The sequence below is a fragment of the Stenotrophomonas sp. YJH_SMC_91 genome (assembly GCF_059368495.1).
Map to the genome: position 1 here is coordinate 17,090 of NZ_JCAFRT010000015.1, position 27,000 is coordinate 44,089.

The window sequence follows — 27,000 nt, forward strand, 5'->3', positions numbered from 1 at the left end:
CGGCGTGAGGGCTGGGCGATTTCACATCTGAACTGTGATTTCCCGCACGCAAGTTCACCTATCGAAATGGTTCACCACACGGCAGACTGCAAGCGCCGTGCCGCACATACGCAGTTCCTGATTGCCCGCCCAGGAGTGCCCCATGTACCGTGCCGTTCCGCGTGCGTTCCGTCCGCGCCGCCTTGCTGTTTCCGTGTTGCAGGCCCTCGCCGTTCCCTCCCTGCTTCTGACGACCGCCAGCGTTGCCTGGGCCGGCTGCAACAGCCCGGCACCGACTGCCGGCCAGACGGTCACCTGTGATACCAACGCGCCGAATCCGCAGACCACTCCCGTTACCGCAAATGGTGCGGCCGGCATCACCGTCAATGTCGCCGCCGGTGCACAGCTGCAGCAGAGTGGTGGTGGATCGGCCATCGCGCTGGTCGGCGCCGGTGGTCACCTGCTGTCAAACCAGGGCGCGATCAGTTCGGTCGGCGGTGTAACCGTGCAGCTTGGGGGTGGCAGCCGCGTCGACAACACCGGCAGCATCAGCACCGGCAACAACACCGCCCTGCAGTTCGTCGGTGCGGGCGACAGCGTGCTGGTCAATCGAGGAACGATCAGCGGGCGCACCGGCGTACAGTTCGATGCGGGCAATGATCGCCTCGAGATGCAGAGCGGCAGCATCAGCGGCGGCATCCTGCAGGGCGATGGAAACGATGTGCTGCTGCTCAGCGATGGCACGATCGACAGCGTCGACCAGGGCGGCGGCGATGACCAGATGACCGTCACCGGCGGCGCCGTCACCGGCGTGGTGGCGCAGGGCAGTGGCCGCGATGATTTCATCATGAGTGGCGGCACGATAGGCGCGCTGCAGCAGGGCGACAACATCGATACCTTCCGCATGAGCGGTGGCCGCATCATCGGCGCGTTCGAAGATGGCGACCAGGCCTGGATGACCGCTGGCCGCATCGGCCGCGTCAACATGAAGCTGGACAAGAACCTGTGGGACCAGTCTGGCGGTACGGTGGACGGCAACGTGGTGACCGGCTTCGACACCGATACCATCATCATCTCGGGCACGGCCTACATCGGCGGCAACATCAGTGTCAGTGGCGGCAACGACAGCGTGACCATCACCGACGGCACCGTGCGCGGGCAGGTGCTGCTCAGTACCGGCAGCGACACCTTCAACTGGAGTGGCGGTGGCATCGTCTACGGCGCGATCGACATGGGGCCGGACAACGACGTGGCCAACCTCAGCAGCCTCAACCAGGGCAACCTCGGTGCGGTGCCGCTGTTCGACGGCGGCAGTGGCATCGACCAGCTCAACTTCAACAACGTCAAGACCACGGGCGTGGGCCGCTTCCAGAACTGGGAGGCGATCAGCCTGGCCAACAGCACCGAGCTGACCTTTGATGGCGATCTGGTGCTGGGTGACAGCAGTACCGGCACCGGAACGCTCACGGTGGATGACACCAGCACCGTCTATGCAGGCAGTGGCGGCCATGCCATCCGTCCGTTCAACAGTGGTGCACTGGTGGAGATGGTCAATGCCGGGCGCATCGACCTGACCGGTACTGGCGCCGGCGACGTGTTCACCGTGCGTGGCAACTACCGCGGTGACGGTGGTGGTCTGTACCTGCGCACCGTTCTGGGGGCGGATAATTCAACCAGCGACCGCCTGGTGATCGATGGTGGTGCCGTCACCGGCACGACCGGCATCGGCGTGCTCAATGCCGGCGGCAGCGGCGCTGCCACGTTGGCCGATGGCATCCTGGTGGTGCAGGCCTTGAATGGTGGCCGCACCGCGCCGGGTGCGTTCTCGCTGTTCGCGCCGGTGGCGGCTGGCGCCTACGAGTACTTCCTGTTCAAGGGTGGTGTCAGTGCCGGTACCAGCGAGAACTGGTACCTGCGCTCGACCCTGGTGGCCGGCCCGGCACCAGCGCCAAACGGGAGCGGTATCAATGGCGTGCCGCCGCCGCCGACGCCACCTGTCGCACCACCGCCACCGATCACCCCGGCACCGCCGCCGCCGCCCGAAGGCGCCCCCGATCCAGACCTGACAGCCGGCGAGACCGCACCACCGCCGCCGCCACCGGAACCGGCGCCTGTGGCGCCGCCCAGTGATCCAGCGGTACCGGACGTGCCGGTGGCCGGCGGTGCGCTGCCCGGAACCGGTGCGCCGCCGACGCCGGGCGCACGCCCCGCCGAAGGCGCGGTGGTGCCGCTGTACCGCGTGGAGACTGCTGCCTATGCCGTGGTGCCGCCGCTGCTGCGCGAGACCTCGCTGGCCAGCCTGGGTACCTTCCACGAGCGGCAGGGCGAGCAGCGCCTGCTGTACAGCCAGGGTGCGTTCCGCACCGCCTGGGGCCGTCTGGTGGGGCAGAGCAGCGAGATCCACTGGAAGGGCGATTCGCAGCCCGGCTTCGATGGCGATGTGATGGGCCTGCAGGCCGGCCTCGACGTGTGGGCTGCTGCTTCTGACAACCACCGCAACCAGATCGGCGTGTTCGTCGGCCGCACCCGCGCGCAGGGCAAGACCACCGGCCTGGCACTGGGCTGGGAGAACGTGCAGGTAGGCCAGAACCGCCTGGACGACAAGCACGTGGGCCTGTACTGGACCTTCACCGACAGCAGTGGCGGCTACATCGACGCCGTGGCGATGCAGAGCCGCTACGACGGCCGCGTGCGTTCCTCGCGCGGGCTCGGCTTCGGGATCAAGGGTGATGGCACCAGCGTGTCGGTGGAGGCGGGCAAACCGCTGCTGCACTTCGGTCAGTCCGCATGGTGGCTGGAACCGCAGGTGCAGGTGATCTGGCAACGCACCTCGCTGGACGACCGCCGCGATGCGGTGTCGAGCGTACGCTTCGACAACGACAACGCCTGGACCGGCCGCGTCGGCCTGCGCCTTGCCGGCGACTATCAGCTGGCCGACAACGGCTGGCAGCCGTACTTCAAGCTCAACTACTGGCACGGCCGTTCCGGCGAAGACCGTATCCGCTTCGACGATGACGTGATCTTCAATTCGCAGCGCTCGCGTGCACTCGAAGCCGGTGTCGGCGCGGTAGGGCGCTTCAACCGCACCATCAGCGCGTACGCGGTGGCCGACTACACCCGTGAACTGGGTGGCGACCGCAACGAGAAGCGCCGCATCATCGAAGGCAACATCGGCCTGCGCGCGGACTGGTAGCGCGCGGTACGGGTGTCATGACTCGCTCTGGTGGGTGTCGGCCTTGGTCGACACAGGGCCAATCGACGCCATGATCCGCTCTGGTGGGTGCCGACCTTGGTCGGCACGATGCTTTCCACTGCCATGACCTGCTCTGGTAGGTGCCGACCTTGGTCGGCACGAATCCCACCGATGCCATGACCTCCGCGCAGCCCAGCAACGGCTCGGCTCTACAGCAGCGGTGCGCACGCATCCGTTTCCACCAGCGCGCCGGCATGATCGGCCAACACCACCATTGCATGCAGCAGGCCTTCCTCCACCTGCGGCGGACACTGCGCCTGCGCATCGTCCGTCTCGCGCGCAGACTGTGCAGCCAGCAGTACCCCGCCGCACGCAGACAACGCCGCCAGGCAACGCGTCGCCTCGGCCAGTTCCCGACCGCGCCCCTCGCTGAGTTGCCGCTCGCGCCACGCCTGGCCGTCGGCTGCGTGGCTGTGAGCGATGCCGCGCAACCGCGCGAAGAATGCGGAGGGCGGCGCCTGTTCGTTGGCTTCGGCGAGTGCATCTTCCAACGCTTCGGCGGCGGTAGTGGGCAGCTGCAGGCCGGGCAGTGCAGCGCCGAGCAATGCCTGCAGGCGTGGATAGGTGGGGTGGGGCGTGTTCATGGCGGCAACCTCACGAGGCAAGGCCACCTGCGGCGTGCAAGGTGGCGGGCGGTGCGGGTTGGCGTGCCGGTCAAAATCGAAACGAAAAAAAGCCGACGGATCACGAGGATCCCCACGCACCGCCCGCCATGGGCAAGCCGGTGCATTGTCGCGATTGCCGCTGAGGCGGCAACTCGATCGTTTCGATGTTTGATTCAGGACGCCAATCCCGGCCAGCGCAGGAGGCGCCGACGGAGGTAACCTTCTCGCGTTCTACGTGGCAATGACATGGGCAAAGTTGCAATTTACTGATCGCGTGCACGCTGTCTTGCTGCAACCCGCGGCGGGGCCAGATACGACAGTTCGCGCATGGCGAAAGCCATCACCTGCGGGCTATGCTGTGCGCCTGCCTCAACGACAAGGAAACGTCACATGCAGGTTCGCAAGGGAGTGCGTCGCATCGGCGCGCTGATGCTCGTGTTGCTGGCGACCGGCGCCATGGCCGATACGCCAGGCGCGGTCGAGGTGCCCTCGCCGGAGGCCCAGGCCGAGATCCTCAATCTGCTTGAACGCCAGGCGCTGTATCGCGATCGGGTGGACTGGGCCGCCACCCGCGTACGCCTGCAATCGGCGCAGGGCGACCCGGCGCAACGGCTGGCCGTTCTGCGCGAAGCCATTGCGGTCAGCACGGGCAATCATGGCGGATGGACGACGACCCAGCGCCAGAGCGAATCCCTTGCGCGCGCGCAGCAGGCCGGCGCCGCCGCCGTGGACCGGGCCAAGGCGGCCGATGCGGTGGATATGCGCATCGGCTGGGTGGTCATCGAGGGCTATGCCTCCACGCCGGGCGCGACGCCGCAGGAAAAGTTCCGCCAGGACATCCAGCGTGCCGCGCGGTGGCAGCAGGTCATCCGCAGCAAGGACGACGGCGCGCGCTGTGGCTGGATCGTCGACCTGCGTGACAACAGCGGTGGCAACATGTGGCCGATGCTGCTGGGCATGGCACCGCTGCTGCGCACCTCGGTAGTGAACAACGAAGATGTGGGGTCGTTCGAAACTGCACAGGGGCCGGAGCGCTGGACGTTGACCGCGACCGCCGTGCAGCGTGCAGGCAAGTCGGTGCTGGACTTCGGCCAGTCCGGCTATGTGCTGCGGCAGCCCGGCGCGCCGGTGGCGGTGCTGTTCGGGCCGCGCACCGGCAGTTCGGGCGAGGCCTCGGTGCTGGCGTGGCGTGGTCGTCCGCAGACGCGGAGTTTCGGTCAGCCCACTGCGGGTGTCTCCACTGGCAATGTCGTGCAGACGCTTGCCGATGGCAGTCGCCTGCTGCTGACCACCACCGTGATGCGCGACCGCAATGATCGTGGTGATGGCTTGAAGATCGAGCCCGACCAGCATATCGAGGGTGATGCCGCCACTTTGGCCGCCGCCGAAGCCTGGCTGCTGGCCCAACCCGCCTGCCAGGCCGCTGATCCATGATCCTGATCGGCCAGCAGGAGCGGGTGGTGGTGGTCGGCCCAACCGAAGCCCACCATTGCCTGCGCTGCCAGACGGAAACCGAGTTCGCCCCGCAACTGCGCTACAAAATGGCGCGCATCGACCTGCTGTTTGGCCTCACCTACCAGCGCCGCTACGAGCTGGCCTGCACCCGGTGCGGGCACGGCTGGGTGCTGGATACCGAGACCATGGACCAGCAGCTGGGCGGGGTGCCGATCCCGTGGCGGCACCGCTTCGGCCTGCCGTTGATGCTGGTCGGCGTGGCCGGGCTGGCCGCGCTGGGCTGGCTGTGGCGGCACGGATTCCTCGGTTGAGGAGCGGGCCTGTTAAAGTCTGCCCTGCAACCACGTACCGGAACCGACCATGGACCACGACACCCCGTTCGAACCCCTCAACGACCTCGAGGTGCGCCTTCTGCAGGCCCAGGACGGCACGCTGACCGCATCGCAGTTCCTCGATGGCCTGCTGACCTCGACGGCGTTCGTGCTGCTGGACAAGGCCATCGGCGAAGACGGTGCCTGGGACGAGAGCATCTCGCCGCTGGTGCTGACCAGCGAGAGCGGCGAGCCGATGTTCGCGGTGTTCACCGCGCCCGAGCGCGCGGGCCTGTGGCACGAGCAGCTGCCGCAGTTCGCGCATGCCATGCCGATCGCGGTGCACGCGCTGCTGGCCGGGATCGGCGACGGCGTCGGCCTGGTGCTGAACCCCGGCCTGGACGTGGGCATGGAGATGATTCCCGATGCCGTGGCCCAGCTGAAGCAGCGCGCCGCGGCGATCACCCGCGGGATGGCGCATTGAAGCCAGCGATATAGGGTTGCCGGCCAGCGGCCGGCACTACCCATGGGAGTCGGTGCGCGGCCGCCACGGCGGTTGCGGATCAGCGGGCGGCGGCGATGGCTTTTACGCGCGCCTTGGCCAACGCTTCACCGATGGCCGGGCCCTTCAGATTGGTGGTATCAAGGTCCCGCGCCTGTACTGACAGTGCCGCCTGGTGCAGGCGCTTGAGCGTTTCGCCCTGCGGGTAGTCGGCGTCCTCGAAGCCGAGCCGGCCGCGTTTGTCGGCCTCGCAGCACAGTGCGATGCGGGCCACACGCTCCGGCCGGCGCAGCGCATCACAGCGGCCCAGCAGTTCCAGCACGGTGGCATCGCGCAGTTCATCGATGCGGTGCACGTTCAAATGCTCGCGGCACACCGCTTCAGCCAGCTGCTGGTGTTCGGCAGGAATCTTCAACCGCGCGCACAGTGCCTTCAGCGGTTGGATGCCGCGCTGTTCGTGCATGATGTGGCGCGGCCACTCCTCCGGCGGGGTCAGGCCCTTGCCGAGATCGTGGGTAAGCGCGGCAAAGCCGACCAGGTCATCGCCGGGGGCCAGCTTCGCCGCCATGTCGCTGACCATTTCCTGGTGGATGCCGGTATCGACTTCCGGGTGGAATTCGGCACGCTGCGGCACGCCATACAGCGCTTCCAGCTCGGGCAGGATCGGGCCCAGTGCATGTGCATCGTGCAGCGTGCGCAGGAAGGCGGAGGGCCGCTCACTGACCAGCGCCTTGCGCAGTTCCTGCCAGACGCGTTCCGGCACCAGCGCGTCCAGTTCGCCACTGGCGGCGATCTCGCGCATCAGATCCATCGTTTCCGGCGCAACGGTGAAGCCCAGCGGCGCGAAGCGCGCCATGAAGCGCGCCGCGCGCAGCACGCGCAACGGATCTTCCACGAACGCAGGGCCGACATGGCGCAGCACGCGCTGCTCGATATCACGCACGCCGCCGTAAGGATCGACCAGCGCCCCGCTGTCTTCGTCGCAGGCAATCGCATTGATGGTGAAGTCGCGGCGCTGCAGGTCTTCTTCCAGCGTCACTCCCGGGTCGGCATCGACCACAAAGCCGCGATAGCCGCGGCCGGATTTGCGTTCGGTGCGCGCCAGTGCGTACTCCTCACCGGTCTTTGGATGCAGGAATACCGGGAAATCGCGGCCGACCGCGGTGTAGCCCTGCGCTTCCATCTGCGCGGGCGTGGCGCCAACGACCACCCAGTCGTGGTCGCCGGCGGGGCGCTGCAGCAGGCGGTCACGTACGGCGCCGCCGACAAGATAGATCTTCATGGCTGGAATCATCGCATGCCCGGCGCAGATGCACCGGTGGTGCCGGCCGCTGGCCGGCAACCGCAGTCACCCCGAAGCTGCCGGCCAGCGGCCGGCACTACCGATACAGCGGCCAGCCTGATCCAGGCCAGCAGGCTCATCGTTTCACTCCCCAGGGCGTGGATACCGGGGAATGCCGACCAGCGGCCGGCACTACCGCAGTGCGATCAATCCCCGCCCTGCTCGGCGTTGGCGGCGCAGCTGAAGTTCTTGCGCTTGTCCACCAGGCGGCCCATCAGGCGGTCGCTCAGCGGCAGCGCATCGCCGTTGAGGCGCCAGTCATAGATCACGCTGAAGGCCAGCACGCGCGCCACGTACTCGCGGGTTTCCTTGTAGCTGATGGTTTCGATCCACAGGTCCGGGTCAAAGCCCGGGCGCTGGCTCTGCCAGCGCGCGGTCGGGGTCGGGCCGGCGTTGTAGGCGGCGATGGTCACGTACGGCAGGCCGTCGTACTTGTTCATCAGCTGGCGCAGATAGGCGGTGCCGATGGCGATGTTGGTGTCCGGGTCGTACAGGCTGTCGGCGCCGCCGTAGCCGGTCAGGCCGATCGACTTGGCCACACCGGCACCGGTGGCCGGCAGCACCTGCATCAGGCCCATGGCGTTTGCAGGCGAGCGCGCACGCGGGGTGAACGTGCTCTCGGCGCGGATTTCCGCCGCCACCCAGGCCGGATCGATCGCGTTGCGTGCCGATTCGCGGCGGATGGTGGCGTCGTGGTGCAGCGGGAAGCGCAGGTCGTACAGGCGCTGTTCCTGCGGCTGCTTGCCGAGCGCGAACACGGCGCGGTCGAACCAGCCGTTGTCCTGCGCGACGCGTACCGCGAGGCGGCGCTGGGTGTCATCGAAGCGCGACAGCGCGCTGTTCCATTCGGCCACGGCCCAGCCGGTGCGGTCGATCTGGTACAGCGCCATCGCGCGCTGGATGGCCGGGTCACGCGCGATCACCGCCTGTGCCTGCGCGCTGTCATTCGGCCTCCAGGGGCACAGGGTGTAGCCCTGCTGCAGCTTGTCGGCAGCCAGGAAGCCGTGGAAGGTCGGTGCGCGCGCGGCCTCGCGGAACAGCGGCTGCGCCTGCTGGGACTGGCCGGTCTTCTCCAGCATGCGGCCTTCGAAGTAGCGCCAGCGCGGGTCGCTGCGCTGCTTGCTGCTCATCTTGCGGATCGCGGTCAGTGCCGCCGGCCAGTCACCGCGCGACATCGCCTCGCGCACGCGCCATTCGTGCAGGCGTTCGTCATACGCCGATTCCGGCACTGCGTTGAGGCGGCGTGCCGAATCGGGCAGGTAGGAAGCCACCGTCCACAGCGCGATCTGGTACAGCACCTGGCCCTGCTGCTCGGCACTCAGGCCGAGCGCCTGGGCGTACTGCGGCAACTGCTGTTCGGTGGCGGCCGGGTCGGCCTTGGCCAGCTTGGCCAGGCCGTCGGTGGCGATGCGCCGGCTGCGCTCGTTGCGCGGCCAGTTCAATGCGCTGGCATTGGGCTTGTCGACAAAGGCGGCGTAATTGTTGGCCAGCGCCAGGTCGGTGGCAGGCAGGCCACGTGCGGCGCTGCGCATCACGGCCGGCTGCTGGGCGTCGGCGGCGGCATCGATGCGTTCCCAGCGCAATGCGTCACTCAGTCCGCCCTGTGCCTGCAGCACTGCGAATACCGCGTCGCAGCCGTCCGGCAGCGACTTGCCGTTCTTGCGCCACAGGTCCTGTGCCTCGCTGATCCACTGCGGATCGACCTTGCCCGTCACCTGGCGCGCGGTCAGCTGCGCACAGCGCAGGCCTGCGTTGTCGGTGGGCGCCCAGTTGGCGAGCAGGGTGGGCCAGTCCTGGCGGCGTGCGACCGAGGGCAACCACACGCTGCGGAACGTGTTGGCCACGGCCTGGCCGTCATAGCGCTTGAGGAAGGCCTGGGCCTGCGCGGTATCGACGGTGTCGATGTTGCGGCGCAGGTTGGCGTACTCCAGCCAGCCGTAAGCCGGATGGCGGCTGAGTGCGGCGGCCTGGCCGGGATCGAACTGGCCGCGTTCGGCGGCAGCGATCGCGGCCTTCAGCTGCGCGTTCTGGGTGTCGAGGGACTGGGCATTGGCGCAGCCGATCAGCAGCGAGGTGGCCAAGGGCAGCAGGGACAGGGCGGTCGAAGAGCGTCGGGTCATGGCGCCCAGCATAGCGGGGGCTGGCTGAATTCAGTTTCGCATTGCGTGCACGCCGGGCGTCGGCAACGACAGCTGAACGAACCCGTACAGGCACTGCCGCAGGTGACGGAAGGCGACGTACTGTCGGCCTTGGGCGAACGGCCCGGCTGCACGGAGCGGCACATGGCGTTCAGTAGCGCAGGAAGAAGCGGCCCGCTGGCGGACATCAATGTCACGCCACTGGTGGATGTGATGCTGGTGCTGTTGATCATCTTCATCGTGACCGCGCCGATCGTGGCCCGGCCGATTGCCGTGCAGCTGCCACAGGCCACCGATCGCACGATCGATCGCCCCGAACCGCCACCGCCGATCGAGCTGAGCCTGGACGCTGGCAACCAGCTCAGCTGGAATGGCCAGCCGATGGCCATTGGCGATCTGCAGGTGCGCCTGCAGGCACAGGTGGGCGAACATGCCGGCAACCTGCCGGAGCTGCGCATCGCCACCGATCCGGCGGCCGAGTACGAAGGCATGGCGCGGATTCTGGCCGCTGCCGAGGCCACCGGTATGGAGCGCATTGCGTTCGTGCGGTAGGGCTATCTAAACCGCCGCTCATGGGGAGATTGCGACATGAGCGGCGGATGTGGGTGTCAGTATTGCTGGCAGTAGACTGTGCGACCATCCCAACTGCACGAGATGCGGCTGCTGCTTCCGCGCTGGACGGGGACTCCATACATCTGTGCGGATCTGACCCAGTTGTCCAGGTCACGATGCTGGCCGAAATAGTATTGTCCGGCGTACGAAGGGGCGGAGATCGGGTCGGCGATGGATTCGTCAGGAACCTTGTTGCCTGTGCTGTCGCGACTTTCGCCCTTCTGATACTTGGCTTCGGCCACGTTGTCGGGTGTTACTCGATAAAGCGTCTTTGACCCGTCACGCCATGTGATCATTATTGCTATGGATCCGCCACCTTTGAGACCTGCCCAGTTCAGGGCCGCTTGTTGAATCGAGAGCGCAATGCTGTTCCAGGTTGGGCTTCCCGTATTGGCTCCTGCCAGTTCTGTGGCTAGATACTGGCCAAGTCTGGTTCTCAGTGTGGCTGAGGCGACGATGTCGAAGGTATTGGAGGACTTGTAAGACTCGGGAAACCTCACTCCATTGGTGTTTCCGGGGTTGTCTGGATGCAGCACGACTACTGATCCGCCTCCTGCCATCGCGTGGGCCTCTTCAGGTGACGCTCGAAAGGCTGACGTCGCATCCAGAATTCGTAGGAAGGCCATTTGAATCTGTGCGGGAACCGGTGTCGAAAGTGCGCGCCACTTTCTGATCTCGCGATCATATTCAACTTCGAAGGCGCTCAGTCGGGCTTTTTCGAAGTCCATTACAACCGCCAACCCGGAGCCTGACATCAGGGCTGCATCCTTGGGAGATGCACAGTTGTTGCATTCAATCAGGCCCCCCGCTCTCGATTCGCTTGCCGGGGACAGAAGCAATGCCGTGACAATCGCGACATGGATCATGACGGTGATTGTTTTCACAATTGAGCCTCATGAGAATGACTGGGGTTCTCAGTCTCACCTTGGTCGGCCCCGAAAATCCGTTTGACGAGCAGTTTTCAAACTGTTCCTAAATGTTGTCTGAATTTGCTCCGTAGGTTCAAGCTAGTCGATGCATGTAGCTCTGTCATCGAGATGGCAGGATCCGAAAGAGCAGACATTGAGTGCCTCACGTTCGCACGGTGATCCCGGCGATCTGCAGTCCATCATTGCAAGAGCTCCTCCCTACGGGTTACTCACCATCTTGGTATGAGTTCCAGCTAGAAAGCGATCTGATCGACACCGTCAACCGATGGCAACGGCGATCATCATGCTGCCGATGGCGAAGGCGCATTGTCGTTGGACGGATCGGCAAGAGCACTTGTCCAATTGCGGGAAAGCCGGGAAACGGCTGTCGCACCTGGCATTAACGACGTTCGCAGCGAACAGTATCGTCCGGTCATAACCTGCAGCTATCTGACGTAATCGGCCTGCAATTGCGTCAATTCCGCGTGAAATAGTGTCGATCATCACGCCGTGATTTTTACCACTTGTTTACAAAGGAGACGCTGCCGCCACGCAGGGGGGAGCGCGGCAGTCCATGTCCCGACATTCCTTTGGAGAGAGAGCGAATGATTCACCTGCATCACCGCCCGTTGGCGGTTGCCGTTGCGCTGTGCGTGACGGCCCTGGCACCGTTGGGTGCCGCTGCGCAATCCACCACCAACCTCGATGCGGTGGAAGTGACCGGTACCCGCATCAAGCGCGCTGAAGTCGAAGGCCAGGTGCCGATCCAGACATTGACGCGCGGTGACATCGAACGCACCGGCCTGACCTCGATCGGCGAAGTGCTGCAGCAGCTCACCGGTTCCGGTTCGGCGCTCAACGCCAAGTTCAACTCGTCCGGCAACTTCGGTTTCCCGCCCGATGGCAGTGGCGTGGGTGCCGGCTCGGCGCAGGTCGATCTGCGCCACCTGGGGGCCAAGCGCGTGCTGGTGCTGGTCGATGGCATCCGCTGGGTCAATGAGTCGTCCGCCTCCGGCGTCGGCTCGGCTACCGATCTCAATACCATTCCGCTGGCCATCGTCGAGCGCATCGAGGTGCTGGAAGATGGCGCGTCGTCGCTGTACGGCTCCGATGCCATTGCCGGCGTGGTCAACATCATCACCCGCCGTGACTTCGATGGTGGGCAGGTGACGCTGAACTACGGCGAGTACAGCAAGGGCGACGGCACGCAGAAGGGCGTGGACCTGGCCTGGGGCAAGAGTGGCGACCGCTTCAGCCTGTTCCTGGGCGCCAGCTGGACCAAGCAGGATCCGGTATTCGCCAAGGACCGCGAGCAGTCGCGCTTCCCGATTCCCGGCACCGGCCTGGCGTTCGGCAGCGGTGGCATTCCGCAGGGCCGTTTCATGTTCACCGACCCGAACACCGGTGCGGTGCAGAACATCGTGCCCAATACCGGCGTGAGCAATCCGCGCTACGACGGCAGCGCCGGCTGCAGCCGCACGGATGACTACCACTGCTTCACCACCGCCGACCGCTTCAACTTCGCCGAATACAACATGGTGCTGACGCCGTCGGAGCGCAAAGGCCTGTTCGGTCAGTTCCGCTTCGACATCACCGACAACGTGCAGTGGTACGTCAAGGCACTGGGCAACCGTCGTGAGTCGACCAACCAGGCCGGCCCGGAGCCGCTGTTCTTCGGCCCCGATGGCGCGACCGGCAATCCGCTGGCCGACAACATCGTGGTCTCGCGCCTGAATCCGTACAACCCGTTCGGCTTCGATCTGGTTTCCGGTGACAACATGAGCCTGATCGGTCGTCGCCCGGTGGAAGGCGGTGCGCGCGTGTTCAAGCAGAAAGTGGACACCACTTACTTCGCCACCGGCCTGGTCGGTGACTTCCATGCCGCCGACCGCAGCTGGTACTGGGATGTCAACGGCATGTACAGCAAGAACAAGGCCGAACAGACCAACTACGGCAGCTATGACATCTACAAGGTGAACATGGCGCTGGGCGATCCGTCCGTCTGTGCGGCCACGCCGGGCTGCGTGCCGTTGAACATCTTCGGCGGCGTCGGTTCGATCACCCCGGACATGCTGAAGTGGATCCAGCCGGTGGTGCGCGACCGCAGCCAGAACGAACTGAGCCTGTTCACCGCCAACCTGTCCAGCGAGCTGTTCTCGCTGCCGGCCGGTCCGGTATCCTTCGCCACCGGCTTCGAGTACCGCAAGTACAAGGGCTCCTACCAGCCCGATCCGCTGACAGTGATCGGCCACTACAACGGCGTGCCGTCGCAGCCGACCTCCGGTTCCTACGACGTCAACGAGGCCTACCTGGAGTTGAGCGTGCCGATCTTCGCCGATTCCTCGTTCGGCAAGAAGCTGGACCTGAGCCTGGCCGGCCGCTATTCGGACTACTCCACCTTTGGTGGTGAATTCACGCCCAAGTACGGCCTGCGCTGGCAGGTGACCGATGACTTCGTGCTGCGCACCACCTACGCCGAGGGCTTCCGCGCACCGTCGATCGGTGAACTGTACGGCTCGGCGGCGCGTGCCGACCTGCAGCTGTTCGACCCGTGCTCGGTGGGTCTGGGCGGCACTCCGCCGCGTGGCAGCGCCGCCAACTGTGCCGCGCTGGGCGTGCCGGCCGGCTTCCAGCAGGCCAACTCGCAGATCTCGGTGACCACCGGCGGCAACCGTGAGCTGGAGCCGGAACGCTCGCGCAGCTTCAGCGCCGGCTTCGTGTGGAGCCCATGGTTCGGCAACAATGCGTCGTGGTCGGAGCGCTTCGACGTGGAAGTGACCTTCTACCGCCACGCCATCGATGGTGCGATCCAGGCGATCAACGCGCAGACCCAGCTGGACCTGTGCGTGGATACGCTGGACCCGATCTACTGCGATGGCATCACCCGTGCCAGCACCGGTGCGGTCAGCAGCTTCAACAACCGCCTGACCAACCTGGGTTCGATCAAGACCGACGGCTGGGACGTGGATCTGTTCTGGACCCTGCCGCAGACCTCCATCGGCCAGTTCAAGCTGGCGTGGAAGAACACCTTCGTCGGCCGTTACGAGGCCACCGGCGCGGCCGGGCAGAAGCAGCCGCAGAAGCCGGGCGTGGAAGTGGCCGACAGCTCGATTCCGGAGTGGACCAGCAATGCCAGCATCGGCTGGACGATGGACCGCTGGAGCGCCAACTGGACGGTGCGGCACATTTCCGAGCTGACCGAGAACTGTGGCGATGCCGCGGCCTTCCCGGTGTGCAGCAACCAGGCAGCGGGCACCAACACGCTGTCGGCCACCACCTTCCACGACATGCAGGTGGGCTACAAGATCGACTGGATGAAGGGGCTGCAGCTGACGGCCGGCCTGAACAACGTGTTCGACAAGGATCCGCCGATCTGCCTGTCGTGCTCGTTGAACGGCTACGACGCTTCGACCTACGACATCCCGCGTGGCCGCTACTGGTACCTGCGCGCGGATCTGCGGTTCTGATGAGGGACCGGTGCCGGGCATTTCCCGGCACCGGTCATCAGGCATCAATCCGGAATGTCCTGTTCCGGGGCGTCCTGCTCAAGGGCCGCGCGGCGGAAGGCTGTGCGCGCCCAACCCAGCCCGACCACGATCATCATCGGCCCAGCCGCGAAGGCGGGCAGTGACGGGATGCGGAACTGCGATTGGTGCTCGATCAGCAGGTTGTAAAGGATCCAGGCAACCAACAGCAGGCCTATGACCGCACACAACAGCCCGAACAGCACCTGCGGAACGCCCATTGCCAGGCCGAGCGCTCGCTCGGTACGGGTGGGGCTGGGGATGGCACGCAGTTCACGGCCCAGATCGAACCAGGACAGGATGGCGGCGGGCAGGCCGATCAGCAGAAGCAGGATGAAGTAGCCGTTGCCGGTGCCGATCATCAGCGGTGGCGACGAGAACAGGGCCATGAGCGAGAGACCGAGTTTCGTGCGGGTGCGCATGGCCGGTCGTCCTTGAAGGGGAGGCGCAAGGTGTCCGGATGGCACGGGTCGAAGCTGCAGGCCACCGTGTCCGCGACGCTACACCTGCCGGGGCGCCGCCGCAACGAGGGCGCTGAGCGTCCCCGTTGTAGAGTCGAGCCGTGCTCGACTGCCCTCTGTGGCCGAGTCGGGCATGGCTCGACGCTACAAAGCCGGTTGGATCAGAACGACCAGGTGAACGTCAGCGAGCCGTTGCGGCCATCGCCATACGCACCGTAGCCGTTGATCTGCGACAGGTACTTCTTGGCCAGCAGGTTGTTGAGGTTGGCCTGCACGCTGAACTCCGGCGAGATGCGGTAGCGCACGAAGGCGCTGACCAGTGCATAGCCACTCTGCTCGATGCGGCCGTAGGCAGGCACCGCGTAGTAGATGCGGTTCTGCCAGTTGGCACCGCCACCGACGGTCAGTTCCTGCAGCGACTGCGGGGTGTAGCTGGTGAAAAGCTTCAGGGCGGTCTGCGGCAGGTTGGTGTTGATGTCGGCGTCGTTGATGTCCTTGGCCACGTAGCGCGAGGCGCCGAAGGTGGCATTCCAGCCCGGTGCCAGTTCACCGTTCACCTCGAACTCGAAGCCACGGCTGACGGTGCCGCGTGCGGCGCGATAGGCGAACTCGTTCGGGCTGCCCTGCACCGGCTCGCCGGTGGCTTGGCCGACGTTGTCCTGTTCGATGCGGAAAAGCGCCAGCGAGGCATTCAGGCGGTTGTCGAACCATGCCCTCTTGACGCCCACCTCGTAGCTCTTGCCATCGACCGGATCGAGATAGCTGCCGTCGCGATCCTTCAGCGTCTGCGGCTGGAAGATCTCGGTGTAGCTGGCGTAGGTCGAGTACGTATCGTTGATGTCGAACACCAGCCCTGCATACGGCGTGGTGACCTTGTGTGCGCGGTCGGCGCCTTCGCCTTCGCTCTTCCAGTCGGTGTAGCGGGCGCCGATGATCAGCTTCAACGGATCGGCCAGTGACAGGCGTGCGGCGGCGTAACCGGCCTTCTGGGTGATGGTGCCCTGGCTGGCCAGTGCCAGCGGGTTCCAGTTCGGCTCGCTGATGTTGCCGGTCCAGTGCAGGTAGCTGGTGAACGGGTCCCAGGTCTTGCCGGCGCCACCGACCTGGTAGTCGCCGTAGTTGGCATAGTCGCGCTTGTTGTAGCTCAGTCCGGCCATGAACTGGTGCTCGCGGCCGAACAGCTGGAACGGACCGTCAACGTAGCCATCAACACCGGTGACCTTGCGCTCAGTGTTGTAGAAACCCGCGGAAGGCGAGATGCCCGTGCCGTTGGTTCTGTCGAAGTTCGATGCGCCCGTGGTCCAGTCGTTGTATGCCGGGTAGAACAGCTTGTCGTCGGCCTTGGTCTCATCGTGCGTGGCACCGACCTTGAACTTCCAGCCATTGCTGAAGGCGTGCTGCAGGGTGGCGAACGCGCGCTTGCTGGTGGTGTCCCAGTAGGTCCAGTTCGGGCTGGCGTTGAACGATTCGTCATAGCCGGTGCGCGAGCCATCGGAGTACAGCATCGGGAAGCCGCCCCAGGTCGCGCCGTTGGCGCGCTTCTGCTGGTAGTCGTAGCCCACGCTCAGCTGGGTGTCCGGGGTCAGGTCGGCGTCGATGACCGCATAGCCCAGCGTCTTGCGCTGGTTGTAGCGATCCATCTGGCCGTCGGTGTCCAGGTAGCTGCCAATCACGCGGCCGCGCACGGTGCCGCTGGCGTTCAGCGCACTGCCCACGTCCACCGTGGTGCGGGTGCGGCCCCAGCTACCGACGTTCACCGAGACGCTGCCGGTCAGTTCGGCGCTGTCGGCATGCTTGCGGATCAGGTTCACCGACGCGGACGGATTGCCGGCACCACTGAGCAGGCCGGTGGCACCACGCACTACTTCCACGCGGTCGTACAGCGCCAGGTCCAGGCCGGAATCACCGTAGCTCCAGTTCTGCACCATCTGCGTCGGCAGGCCATCGAACTGGTAGGCATCGATGTAGAAACCGCGCGCGTAGAACTCGGTGCGTTCGCTGTCGGACTGGGTGCTGGTCACGCCGGTGGTGTTGGCCAGCACGTCGATGATGTCGTCGAGGTTCTGATCTTCGATGCGCTGGTGGCTGATGATGCTGATCGACTGCGGGATCTCGCGCGGGGCCAGGTCGAAGCGGGTACCGGCCGAGGTGCGGCGCACCGAATAGCCTTCGGCGCGTTCACCCTTCACCACCACCTTGTCGAGGTTGGTCGGATCGGCGGCGGTTTCGGCGAAGGCGGCCGGGGCCACGGCGCAGAGAACGGCGAGCACGGCAACGGACAGCCGTTGTGGCTGCGGCGTACGGAAGACGGAACGGGTCATGGGGGTCCTGGACGAGCACGCGCGCCCGGCCGGCATCCAGAGGCGAGGCGCTACGGGTGGGAAACGGACGGGCAGGCCGTCCTGGCACCACCGAAAACGAAAGAAATGGTAATACGAACTATTCCCATTTACAAATCATGAGCGAATCGACCCGATGATCCGGGTGTGGGCTGGGTCAGCGCAGCAGCGGGAGTGGATCGCGCGCGCCGTCGGTGCCGTAGATGCCCCAGTGCAGGTGCGGCGGAGTGCCCTTGGCGTTGCCACTGTCGCCGACATGCCCGAGCAGATCGCCGGGCTGCACCACCTGGCCGCGTGCCAGGCCTTCGGCCCAGTCGTCCAGGTGGGCGTAGTAGTAGCGTTCGCGCGCCGGCCCGATCACCCAGACCTGGCGCCCGCCGAGCCCGCGTTCGCTGACATCCGCGATGACACCGGCCGTGGCGCTGCGCACCGGTGTGCCACGCCTGGCGAAGATGTCGATGCCGGCGTGGGAGCGGTCACGGCCGCGCGGAGCGCCGAACGTATCGGCGATCTGCCGGGGACGGACGCCCTCCACCGGCACCGGAAGTTCGGTGGCCGGCGGCATCCGCGAGAGTGCCCACAGCATCTTTGGCGCGGCCGCCCACGGGCTGTTCCATAGCGCCATCGCCGCAACGAGGGCAATGGCCAGCCACAGGCCGCGCAGCAACCAGCGGCGCAGGCGACGGGCGGGGGAGGGCGTTGTGCTCATGGTTTTCGATTGTAGAGTCGAGCCATGCTCGACTGCTGTTGCCTTGCGGCCCCAAAGCCGTCGAGCATGGCTCGATGCTACGGCACAGGCAGCAGCGGCACCTCGAAACTCCGCTTCAGCGTGCCCAGTGCCACCGATGTGCGGAAGCGTTCGATGTTGTCATCGCTGCCGAACACCCGCTCGGTGATCGCCTCGTATTCTTCCATCGACGCGGCCGAAAGCAGCAGCAGGAAATCGCCATCGCCGGTGATCGAGTAGCACTGCTGTACCGCAGGGTCGTCCTGCACGCGTCGCTTGAACGGCGCCACGCGTTCGCGCTGCTCGCTGACCACGCGCACCTCGACGATGATGGTCAGCGGCCGACCGATCCTGGCTGCGGCGACGACCGCCACGTTGGCGGCGATCACGCCACTGTCCTGCAGGCGCTTGATGCGGCGTTGCACGGCCGGCGTGGACAGGTGCACGGCCTCGGCGATTTCGCGCTGCGGCAGGGTGTTATTCCGCTGCAGGAGGTCGAGGATGGCGCGGTCGAAGCTGTCGAGCACGGGAGCGATGGCCATGGCGAGCAGAAGTTGCACGAACAGGCTGTCAATTGAGCCAAGTGCTCGGCGCCGGCGCAATAGACTTTGCGCATGCAGACCTCACGACTCGCGCCGATGTTGCCGGCGCTGGCGGTGCTCGGCTCGGTCACCTCGCTGGCCATCGGCACCTCCTACGCAAAACACCTGTTCCCGCTGATCGGTGCGCAGGGCACGAGCGCGCTGCGCGTGGGCTTTTCAGCGCTCTTGCTGCTGCTGTTCTGGCGGCCATGGCGCTGGAAGACCAGCCGCCCGGATGCCATCACCATCCTGCGCTACGGGCTCACCCTGGGCCTGATGAACCTGCTGTTCTACATGGCCCTGCGCACCATTCCCTTCGGCATCGCGGTGGCCATCGAGTTCACCGGGCCGCTGACGGTGGCGATGCTGTCATCACGACGTCCGATCGATTTCCTCTGGGTAGGCTGCGCGGCGGTGGGGCTGCTGTTGCTGCTGCCGATCGGCGGTGGCCCCGCGCTGGACCCGGCCGGCGTGCTGTACGCGATGGGCGCTGCGGCCTGCTGGGGCCTGTACATCGTGTTCGGCAAGCGTGCCGGTCATCTGCATGCCGGGCACTCGGTCTCGCTGGGGCTGCTGGCGGCGTCTCTGGTGGTGGTACCGGTGGGCGTGGTGCATGCCGGTGCGGCGCTGCTCGACCCGAAGATCCTGGCGGCGGGCCTGCTGGTGGCACTGGTGTCCAGCGCGATCCCGATGTCGCTGGAAATGATGGCGCTCAAGCGCCTGCCGAAGGAGACCTTCGGCATCCTGATCAGCATGGAGCCGGCGGTGGCCGCGCTGTGGGCGATGCTGTTGCTGCACGAGCACCTGCACGGGCTGCAGTGGCTGGCGATCGGCTGCACGGTGTTGGCCTCGGTGGGCAGCACGATGACCGCGCGGCGGTTGAAGGCACCCGTCACCGCCTGAAAAAGGGGACGGAGGGGATTAAGTCGTTTGTGCCCCGATTTAGGGGGCGCCGGGCGGCGCCCGGCGCAGAGCGTGCGGACCAACGGTCCGCACCTACCGTAACGGCGAGTCAGCGCAGGGCGTCGGCCGGGACGTCGATCTGCATCGCCAGGGCGAGGTGATCGGAGAACGCGGCCGGTACGGCTTCCACGGTGCGGGTCTGCAGGCCGCTGCTGACCAGGATGTGGTCGATGGCGCGGTCCGGGCGCCAGCTGGGGAAGGTCGGCACGATGCAGCCCGGGGGCTGCAGCCGGGTCTTCTGGTACAGCACCTGCATTTCCGGGCGCTCGGCCAGGCAGTTGAAGTCGCCCATCAGCACCGCGTTGGGGTGGTCGGACAACAGCTCGGCGATGAAGCCCAGCTGCGACATCCGCGATCCCGCGCCCAGCGACAGATGGGCCACAGCCACCGCCAGGCCATCGGCGCCATCGCCGAACTTGGCCAGCAGCACGCCGCGCCCGCCGATGCGGCCGGGCAGGGCGTGATCCTGCACTTCAACCGGTTCCAGCTTGCTCAACAGGCCGTTGGCGCTGGAGGCGACCCCACCCATGCGCCGGTTCGGCTGGTGGCTCCAGTAATTGAAGCCGGCGCGCTGGGCCAAATAGTGGGTCTGGTTGGTGAAGCCCGAGCGCAGGCTGCCCGGGTCGGCCTCCTGCAGGCCGACGATGTCATGGTCGCGCGCCAAGGTGGCGATCGCGTCAAGGCTGCTGCGCTTGCGACCCGCCGGCAGCGCATGTGACCAGCTGCGGGTCACATAGTCGCTGTAGCGGCGGGTACTTGAGCCGGCCTGGATGTTGGCCGTCAGCAAGCGCAGGGTCCGTGTACGGGGGGAATTCACGGCCGGGAAACGCTTCTCTTGGATCAGTGAGCCTGGGCCGCACCGCGTTCGCGGGCGATCAGGTGGTCGGCGATGCGCAGCATGTCCGGGAAGCTCTTGCCCTTCACCAGGTACTTGCCGTTGACGATGATCGATGGGGTGCCGCTGATCTGGCTGCGCTGCGCGAACTGCTTGGCCGAGTTGGTCTTGGCATTCACCGCGAAGCTGCCCATGGTGGCGGCGAACTGCTTCGGATCCACGCCGTAGGCACCGTAGAACTTGGCGATGTCTTCGACCGAATCACGGCCGCGCTCGCCCTTCAGGGTCTTCTGCGAGTGGATGGCGGCGTACAGCGCTTCGTGGGTCTTCTCCTGCACGCCCAGGGTCTGCGCGGCGTAGAAGGCACGGGCGTAGTCATCCCAGGTGCCGCCGAACATGGCCGGCACGTAGACGAAGTTCACGTCGCTCGGCAGGCCGGCCTTCCACGGGCCGACCAGCGGCTGGAATGCGGCGCAGGCCGGGCAGACGTAGCCGAAGATCTCGGTCACTTCGATCTTGCCGGTGGCCGGCTGGAACGGCTGGCCGTTCGGGATCACCTGGTAGTCGGCACCTTCCACCGGGGCCGGGCCGGTCAGTGCGGCGGTGGTCGGGGCCGGTGCGGTGGCCGGAGCAGTTTCGGCCGGGGCCTTCTCGCCTTCAGCGGCAGCCGGCGCGGCGCCTTCGCTGCCCGCCGCCGGCGCAGCAGCCGGTTCGGTGGTGGCTGCCGGTGCTGCAGCCGGTTCGGCCGGGGCCGCAGTGGTGTTGGTGCTGCCGTCATCAGCCTTGCAGGCAGCCAGGATCGGCAGCAGCGCTGCGAGGGCGAGGGCGTAACGGATCTTCATGGAAACGTCTCCAGCATCTGGAATGGTGGGGCCGGCGCCAGGCGCCGGCCAGAGGGAAATGATGACATGCGGCGGCGACAGCGCCGTGTCGGTGGTGTGTGTTGGTTCAGCGGCCGCGGGCAGCGCGGGCCTGGGCGATCAGCGCCGAGGCGATGCGCAGCTGGTCGTCGAAGCTGTTGCCACGCACCAGGTACTGGCCGTTGATGATCAGCGCCGGGGTCCCCGGGATCCTGGTGCGCTGGGCGAACGCGCGCGCGGCATCGACCTTCTTCTGTACGGCGTCGCCACGCAGGGCCTGGAGGTAACGGTCCGGGGTCACGCCATACGCCTTGTAGAAGGTGGCTAGCTCATCGGCCGAGACGTTCTGCATCGGCAGCGATCCCTGCTCGTGCAGGGCCTTGAACACGGCAGCGTGGCTGCGCTTGGCCACGCCGACCTCGTCGGCGGCGTAGTAGGCCAGTGCCCAGGCATCCCAGGCGCCACCGAAGGCAGCCGGGACCGGGGTGAAGCGCACGTCGGCCGGCAGCTTGGCCGCCCAGGCTTCCAGCTGCGGTTCGAAGTGGGCGCAATGCGGGCAGGTGTAGCCGAAGACCTCGACCACCTCGATCTTGCCGGCCAGCGGCTGGAACGGGCCCGGCTGGGCGATGCGCTCGTAGTCTTTGCCCTCGACCAGCGGGGCATTGGCGGGGGTAGCGGCGCAGGCTGCCAGCGGCAGCAGCACCAGCACGGACAACAGCAGGCGGGAAATCAACCTCATCGACACGCATCTCCGTTGAAAAAAGCAACGCCGGCGCGGTCGCCGGCGTGAAGGAAACATACCGCAGGCGCGGGCCGTGGTGGCGGCCCGGGCCGACCAGTGGTGGTCAGGGGGCGGCAGCCGGTTGCGCCGACGGGGGGGCAGTGGCCACATCGTCGGCCTTGTTGTGCAGGCCCTGCAGGTAGCTCGACAGCGCCTGCACCTCCTGCTCGCTCAGCTTCTGCGCGACTGTCGCCATGATCTGGAAGTGGGCCTTGTCGGTCTCGTTGGTCTGGCCGGCCTGGTATTCCTGCAGGCGGCGCGCGACATAGCTGGCGTGCTGACCACCGATGTGCGGATAGGCCGGACCCGGATTACCGGCACCGCTGGGGCCGTGGCACGCCATGCAGGCCGGCAGGCCGCGCTTGGCGTCGCCGCCACGGTACAGCTGCTGGCCGATCTCGTAGAACTTCATGCCCTTGTACGGGCCGTCGGTGACTGCCGTGTCATCGGCGATGCCGGCGGTGGCCTTCTGCGTGGCGAAGAACGCGCCGATGTCGCGCATGTCCTGCGGGGTGAGATTCTGCACGAACGGCACCATCGCCACCGCCGCACCGGAGCTGCGCTGCCCATTGGCGATCAGGGCCATCTGCTGGGCGACGTAGCGTTCGCTCTGGCCGGCGATGGACGGGTACATCTCCACCGTGGAATTGCCGTCGGCGCCATGGCAGGCCGCGCAGGCCGAGGCCTTGGTCTGGCCGGCCTTGGCATCGCCCCAGTGGGTCTTGCTGAAATCCACCTCCAGCGAGGCGGTGTTGATCGGCCCGTTGTCGGGCAGCGGGGTCAACGTGGTCTGCGCGAACGCAGCAGCGGCAACGACTACAGCAGTGGCAAGGGCGGATACGGCAAGAACGCGAGCGTGGCGCATGCTGAAGCTCCGTATGGACCGGGCCGGGCGGTGGCCGCCGGCATCGCCCGGATTATCAACGCCGTTTCCGCGCACGGTCAACGCAGCAGTGCAGCAAAATGCCCGCAGGGGCCGCCGGCACGGGCGCGCGGCGCCGCAACATGCGATCCTAGGCACATGTCATTGCTCATCGAACGCGCCCGTTACCACCTTTCGGCCCACAACGTGCGGCAACTGCCGCCCGACGAAGGGGCCGAAGTGGCCTTCGCCGGCCGCTCCAACGCCGGCAAGTCCAGTGCGCTGAACGCGCTGACCCGCCAGAACGCCCTGGCCCGTGTCTCCAAGACCCCTGGCCGTACCCAGCAGCTGGTGTTCTTCCAGGTCACCCCGGAAGCGCATCTGGTCGACCTGCCAGGTTATGGCTATGCAAAGGTGCCGCTGGACCTGCAGGCGCACTGGCAGGCCTTCATCGACAAGTATTTCCGCACCCGCGAAGCCCTGAAGGGGCTGGTGGTGGTGATGGACATCCGCCATCCGCTGAAGGACTACGACCGGCAGATGCTGTCCTACGCCGTGCAGCGCGGCCTGCCGGCGCACGCCCTCCTGACCAAGGCCGACAAGCTCAGCCGCAGCCAGCAGATGCAGTCCCTGCAGAAGGTGCGCAAGGAACTGCAATCGGCCTACGGCGACAGCGTCAGCGTGCAGGTGTTCTCCGGCGAAGACCGTACCGGCGTGGACGAAGCCCGCGGCGTGATCGGCGGCTGGCTGGGGCTGGAATAAGGCATTTCCGGTCGCCCGGCTGGCAGCCGGGCGCTACCCGATCGGTGGGTGCCGACCTTGGTCGGCACACCCTCACAACGGCGAATACTCCGCCGGCACCCACGCATAGGCCTTACCCTCGCCACGCACATGGCCCAGGCCGGGGAACGGCAGGTGCGCACCGGCCACCCACCAGCCGTTGGCGGTGGCCTGCTGCAACAGCGCCCGCCGGCTGGCGATGGCCGCCTTGCGGTCCGAATCCGCCTCGAATGCCGCTTCCGGATGCGCGAACTGCACCGCGTGGAAGTGCAGCACATCGCCCCACACCAGCAGTGACTGGCCCTGGCTGTCGAACCGGTAGGAGACATGGCCGGGGGTATGGCCATGGGTGTCCATCGCCACCGCGCCGCCGGGCAGGGCGTCGCCGGGGCTGAAGGTGCGCAGGTGGCCGCTGGCCTGGTATGGCGTGACCGCATTGCGTGCCAGCGGGAAGGCGAAGCGCACGCCCTTTGGCACGGTGCCCTCGCTGGCCGGGTTGAGCCAGTAATCGGCATCGGCCTTGGACAGCCACACCGTGGCATTGGGATAGGCCGGCTTGCCCTGCGCGTCGAGTACGCCGCACAGGTGGTCCGGATGGGCGTGGGTCAGCAGCACCTCATCCACCTCGGCCGGGTCGACGCCGGAGGCGCGCAGATTGCCCAGCACCTGGCCCAGGCCGGGGCCAAAGCACTGCGCGGTGCCGGTGTCGACCAGGGTCAGGTGGTTGCCCTGGCGGATCAGGAACGCATTGATCGCGGTCTGCAGGCCCTTCTTGTCTTCCGGCACGTAACGGCCTTCCAGCAGGCGGCTGACCAGCGTCGGCGGCACGTCCACCACTTCCTGCCGGCCGAGCGCGACCACGCCGTCGAACAGGGCGGTGACCTGCAGCGCACCGATGCGCTGGTGATAGACACCAGGCACCTGCTGGGTGGGGGCGGGCGAAGTGGCCTCGGCCAGCGCGACCAGCGGCAGGGACGACAGGGCCAGCAGCAGGGCGCCGCGCAGCGGCAGGGGACGCAGGGTCATGGCGGTTCTCGGTGGATGACGGGCGGTTCCGTTGCCGCATAGCGTGCCGTGGCCGACGTGTGCACGGCGCTCAAACCACTGCGCGGAATGCTCAGGGAAGGGGTGTTGTCTGCAGGGCTGCGCCCTGCACCCGCAGAGGCAACGGCCGCAGCCAAAGCAACGTCAAAAACTGGTTTCCTGTGGGATGGCGGGGTGGGTCCGGTTGCGGGAGACGCCGTAAACCCGTCCATGGGGGCTTGGCCGCGGCATCCATGCCGCGGACACTCCCGCAACCGGACCCACCCCGCCTTCGACAGTTTTCCGCGATCTGTCAGCTCGTGGGGTCAGATCCGTTTTCCGCAGGAAAACGGATCTGACCCCAGAGTTTCATTCGATATCTGACAGATGTGTCGACCAAGGTCGACACCTACCAACAGTCGCGAAGATCTGTCAGAGGTGGGGCGGTGTGGGTGGGCAGGACCGTTGGCGCCATGGATGGCGCCATCGAGCCCCCATGGATGGGTTTACGGCGTGTCCTGCCCACCCACACCGTCCCGCCCTCCCACGGATAGCCGCTGTTGCTGTTGCTTTCGCTGTTGCCGTTGCCTCTGCAGGTGCAGGGCTGCAAGCCCTGCCGAACCCCCTCAAATGTCTGTGGGAGCCAGTCCGTACTGCTCGGCGAAGCGCTTGCTGAAACTCGCCGCAGACCGGTAGCCCGCGCGCGCTGCCACGGTCTTCAACGGCAGGTCCGTCGTGTAGAGCAGCTGCATGCCATGCGCCAGCCGTGCCTCGGTGAGCAGCTGGCGCAGGCTGGTGTCCTCGGCGGCAAGACGGCGGCGCAGTGTCGCGCCGCTCAACGCGAACTGTTCTTCCACATCGCGCGATTGCCAGTCGCGTGCTGGTTCGGCGGCGATGCGGTCGCGGATCTGTTCGCCCAGGCTCGGTGCCTGCGGCAGCAGCAGGTTGCCGTGGCCCTGCCGGCACAAGGTCAGTACCAGCGAGGCCAGGGCCAGCCGCGCTTCGCTGTAACGACCGTCCTGCAGCGATTGCCGCCACTGGCGCAGCACCGCGCCATGATCGATCAACGGCAGTCGCGCCATCACCTGGCCTGGCGCGGGAAGCTCCTCGCTCCACAGCGTGCGAGCGGCCGCCAGCACTTCGGCACACAGCGGCACGATGGCGCTGAGGTAGCGGCCACTGCGTGGGTCGGGGGTGTTGACTACATCGATGCGGCAGCGCTGGGTCAGCAGCAGGATGTCGCCGGGGATGAACTCCAGCGACTGGTGCGCGGTACGCACCTGCTTGCGGCCTTCCAGCAGGATCGCGAACTGCGGTTGCGGAATCTCCACCGAGCTGGCGCCATGTTCGCGCCGCGCGGTGATGCACGCATAACCTTCGGCGCGTGCGCAGCCGGCCAGACTGGCCATCTCGGCCAGCAGTGCGGTAACTGGCGGCAGCATGCCGGTCATGTCACCGGGGCGCCGAACAGGCGACCGACGCCTGCAGCGGCGGCCATTGCCAGTGCACCCCAGAACATCACCCGGATCGCGCCGCGTACCGGCGGGGCGCCGCCGGCCTGGGCTGCCACCGCGCCGGTCAGACACAGGCCGAGCAGGGTACTGGCCGTGGTCATCAGTGCGACCTTGTCGACCGGCGCCAGCAGGGCGGTCATCACTGGCAGCGCCGCACCGCAGGTGAACGCACCGGCCGAGGCCAGCGCTGCCTGCAGCGGACGGGCGCGCAGGGTATCGGTGATGCCCAGTTCGTCGCGGGCGTGGGCACCCAGCGCATCGTGGGCGGTAAGCTGTTCGGCAACCTGCCGCGCCAGCGCAGGCTCCAGGCCGCGGTGGCGGTAGATCGCGGCCAGCTCCTCCAGTTCGCTGTGCGGATCGTCGCGCAGCTCGCGCTTTTCCATTGCCAGGTCGGCCGCTTCGGTGTCGGCCTGGGTCTGCACCGAGACATATTCGCCCGCCGCCATCGACATCGCGCCGGCCACGGTACCCGCCACGCCGGTGGCCAGGATGGTCGCAGCCGAGGCGCCGCTGGCGGCCACGCCGACCACCAGGCCAGCCACCGAGACGATGCCATCGTTGGCGCCCAGCACGGCGGCTCGCAGCCAGCCGACGCGCTCGGAGCGATGCAGTTCGGGGTGTCGTGAATGGCGGCTCATGGCTCTG

General features: G+C 66.7%; 23 protein-coding genes. 8 read left to right on the forward strand and 15 right to left on the reverse strand.

Annotated features, from left to right (window positions below):
- Window positions 1-142: 142 nt before the first annotated feature.
- Window positions 143-3,172, forward strand: coding sequence for an autotransporter family protein (locus AC5P5X_RS16590; RefSeq protein WP_111189028.1), 3,030 nt, complete (start codon window positions 143-145; stop codon window positions 3,170-3,172).
- A gap of 209 nt (window positions 3,173-3,381) precedes the next feature.
- Here the strand turns inward: AC5P5X_RS16590 and AC5P5X_RS16595 are convergent, their stop codons facing one another.
- The gene (locus AC5P5X_RS16595) at window positions 3,382-3,816 is read right to left on the reverse strand and encodes a hypothetical protein (protein WP_062605636.1); all 435 of its coding nucleotides are present in this window, start codon (window positions 3,814-3,816) and stop codon (window positions 3,382-3,384) included.
- A 411-nt stretch (window positions 3,817-4,227) separates the two neighbouring features.
- Here AC5P5X_RS16595 and AC5P5X_RS16600 point away from each other — a divergent pair, with 411 nt between their 5' ends.
- The 3 genes from AC5P5X_RS16600 to AC5P5X_RS16610 are packed head-to-tail and all read left to right on the forward strand — an operon-like array spanning window position 4,228 to window position 6,087.
- Window positions 4,228-5,271 carry a S41 family peptidase gene (locus AC5P5X_RS16600; RefSeq protein WP_049396472.1) on the forward strand — a complete coding sequence of 348 codons (1,044 nt, stop codon included), beginning with the start codon at window positions 4,228-4,230 and terminating at the stop codon, window positions 5,269-5,271.
- Window positions 5,268-5,603, forward strand: coding sequence for a hypothetical protein (locus AC5P5X_RS16605; protein ID WP_043034012.1), 336 nt, complete (start codon window positions 5,268-5,270; stop codon window positions 5,601-5,603). The genes AC5P5X_RS16600 and AC5P5X_RS16605 overlap by 4 nt, the downstream gene beginning before the upstream one ends.
- Before the next feature lie 49 nt (window positions 5,604-5,652).
- Window positions 5,653-6,087: an SseB family protein gene (locus tag AC5P5X_RS16610; RefSeq protein WP_005411035.1), complete on the forward strand. Its 435-nt coding sequence runs from the start codon at window positions 5,653-5,655 to the stop codon at window positions 6,085-6,087.
- A 79-nt stretch (window positions 6,088-6,166) separates the two neighbouring features.
- Here the strand turns inward: AC5P5X_RS16610 and AC5P5X_RS16615 are convergent, their stop codons facing one another.
- On the reverse strand, window positions 6,167-7,387 hold the full coding sequence (locus AC5P5X_RS16615) for a multifunctional CCA addition/repair protein (protein ID WP_109337677.1): 1,221 nt from the start codon (window positions 7,385-7,387) through the stop codon (window positions 6,167-6,169).
- 206 nt (window positions 7,388-7,593) lie between these two features.
- Window positions 7,594-9,579, reverse strand: coding sequence for a transglycosylase SLT domain-containing protein (locus tag AC5P5X_RS16620; RefSeq protein ID WP_043034015.1), 1,986 nt, complete (start codon window positions 9,577-9,579; stop codon window positions 7,594-7,596).
- 150 nt (window positions 9,580-9,729) lie between these two features.
- Here AC5P5X_RS16620 and AC5P5X_RS16625 point away from each other — a divergent pair, with 150 nt between their 5' ends.
- Window positions 9,730-10,137 (forward strand): ExbD/TolR family protein, encoded by a 408-nt coding sequence (locus tag AC5P5X_RS16625; RefSeq protein WP_024957020.1) that lies wholly within the window; start codon window positions 9,730-9,732, stop codon window positions 10,135-10,137.
- A gap of 56 nt (window positions 10,138-10,193) precedes the next feature.
- Here the strand turns inward: AC5P5X_RS16625 and AC5P5X_RS16630 are convergent, their stop codons facing one another.
- Window positions 10,194-11,081: a hypothetical protein gene (locus tag AC5P5X_RS16630; protein WP_138970171.1), complete on the reverse strand. Its 888-nt coding sequence runs from the start codon at window positions 11,079-11,081 to the stop codon at window positions 10,194-10,196.
- A gap of 629 nt (window positions 11,082-11,710) precedes the next feature.
- Between AC5P5X_RS16630 and AC5P5X_RS16635 the strand changes: the two genes are divergently transcribed.
- A complete protein-coding gene (locus AC5P5X_RS16635; protein WP_049396480.1) occupies window positions 11,711-14,572 on the forward strand; it encodes a TonB-dependent receptor plug domain-containing protein in 2,862 nt (953 codons plus the stop codon).
- Between the two features lie 44 nt (window positions 14,573-14,616).
- On the opposite strand, the gene AC5P5X_RS16640 is transcribed toward AC5P5X_RS16635, so the two are convergent.
- From AC5P5X_RS16640 to AC5P5X_RS16655, 4 genes are all read right to left on the reverse strand, one after another.
- Window positions 14,617-15,051 (reverse strand): hypothetical protein, encoded by a 435-nt coding sequence (locus AC5P5X_RS16640; protein WP_223846440.1) that lies wholly within the window; start codon window positions 15,049-15,051, stop codon window positions 14,617-14,619.
- Between the two features lie 200 nt (window positions 15,052-15,251).
- Complete coding sequence (gene fhuE, locus AC5P5X_RS16645; RefSeq protein WP_111189029.1) at window positions 15,252-17,411, reverse strand: ferric-rhodotorulic acid/ferric-coprogen receptor FhuE; 2,160 nt, start codon at window positions 17,409-17,411, stop codon at window positions 15,252-15,254.
- Window positions 17,412-17,586: 175 nt separating this feature from the next.
- Window positions 17,587-18,138, reverse strand: a complete 552-nt coding sequence (locus AC5P5X_RS16650) for a M23 family metallopeptidase (RefSeq protein WP_100438115.1) — start codon at window positions 18,136-18,138, stop codon at window positions 17,587-17,589.
- A 77-nt stretch (window positions 18,139-18,215) separates the two neighbouring features.
- A complete protein-coding gene (locus tag AC5P5X_RS16655) occupies window positions 18,216-18,698 on the reverse strand; it encodes an Lrp/AsnC family transcriptional regulator (protein ID WP_111189030.1) in 483 nt (160 codons plus the stop codon).
- Window positions 18,699-18,770: 72 nt separating this feature from the next.
- Between AC5P5X_RS16655 and AC5P5X_RS16660 the strand changes: the two genes are divergently transcribed.
- Entirely contained in the window at window positions 18,771-19,640 is an 870-nt protein-coding gene (locus AC5P5X_RS16660) for an EamA family transporter (RefSeq protein WP_100438132.1), read from the forward strand.
- 109 nt (window positions 19,641-19,749) lie between these two features.
- Here AC5P5X_RS16660 and AC5P5X_RS16665 read toward each other — a convergent pair whose 3' ends face one another.
- The 4 genes from AC5P5X_RS16665 to AC5P5X_RS16680 all read right to left on the reverse strand — a co-directional run bounded on the left by AC5P5X_RS16665 (window position 19,750) and on the right by AC5P5X_RS16680 (window position 23,041).
- On the reverse strand, window positions 19,750-20,487 hold the full coding sequence (locus tag AC5P5X_RS16665; RefSeq protein WP_005411026.1) for an endonuclease/exonuclease/phosphatase family protein: 738 nt from the start codon (window positions 20,485-20,487) through the stop codon (window positions 19,750-19,752).
- A 53-nt stretch (window positions 20,488-20,540) separates the two neighbouring features.
- The gene (locus AC5P5X_RS16670; RefSeq protein WP_012481252.1) at window positions 20,541-21,377 is read right to left on the reverse strand and encodes a thiol:disulfide interchange protein DsbA/DsbL; all 837 of its coding nucleotides are present in this window, start codon (window positions 21,375-21,377) and stop codon (window positions 20,541-20,543) included.
- A 106-nt stretch (window positions 21,378-21,483) separates the two neighbouring features.
- The gene (locus AC5P5X_RS16675) at window positions 21,484-22,134 is read right to left on the reverse strand and encodes a thiol:disulfide interchange protein DsbA/DsbL (protein WP_005411024.1); all 651 of its coding nucleotides are present in this window, start codon (window positions 22,132-22,134) and stop codon (window positions 21,484-21,486) included.
- 106 nt (window positions 22,135-22,240) lie between these two features.
- Window positions 22,241-23,041, reverse strand: a complete 801-nt coding sequence (locus tag AC5P5X_RS16680; RefSeq protein ID WP_005411023.1) for a c-type cytochrome — start codon at window positions 23,039-23,041, stop codon at window positions 22,241-22,243.
- Between the two features lie 156 nt (window positions 23,042-23,197).
- On the opposite strand from AC5P5X_RS16680, the gene yihA reads away from it, so the two are divergent.
- A complete protein-coding gene (gene yihA / locus AC5P5X_RS16685) occupies window positions 23,198-23,800 on the forward strand; it encodes a ribosome biogenesis GTP-binding protein YihA/YsxC (RefSeq protein WP_005411022.1) in 603 nt (200 codons plus the stop codon).
- 72 nt (window positions 23,801-23,872) lie between these two features.
- On the opposite strand, the gene AC5P5X_RS16690 is transcribed toward yihA, so the two are convergent.
- The 3 genes from AC5P5X_RS16690 to AC5P5X_RS16700 all read right to left on the reverse strand — a co-directional run bounded on the left by AC5P5X_RS16690 (window position 23,873) and on the right by AC5P5X_RS16700 (window position 26,993).
- Window positions 23,873-24,844, reverse strand: coding sequence for an MBL fold metallo-hydrolase (locus tag AC5P5X_RS16690; protein ID WP_111189031.1), 972 nt, complete (start codon window positions 24,842-24,844; stop codon window positions 23,873-23,875).
- Between the two features lie 623 nt (window positions 24,845-25,467).
- The gene (locus AC5P5X_RS16695; RefSeq protein WP_043034020.1) at window positions 25,468-26,292 is read right to left on the reverse strand and encodes a helix-turn-helix transcriptional regulator; all 825 of its coding nucleotides are present in this window, start codon (window positions 26,290-26,292) and stop codon (window positions 25,468-25,470) included.
- A complete protein-coding gene (locus tag AC5P5X_RS16700; protein WP_043034022.1) occupies window positions 26,289-26,993 on the reverse strand; it encodes a VIT1/CCC1 transporter family protein in 705 nt (234 codons plus the stop codon). Before AC5P5X_RS16700 ends, AC5P5X_RS16695 begins: the two co-directional genes overlap by 4 nt.
- Between the last annotated feature and the right edge of the window lie 7 nt (window positions 26,994-27,000).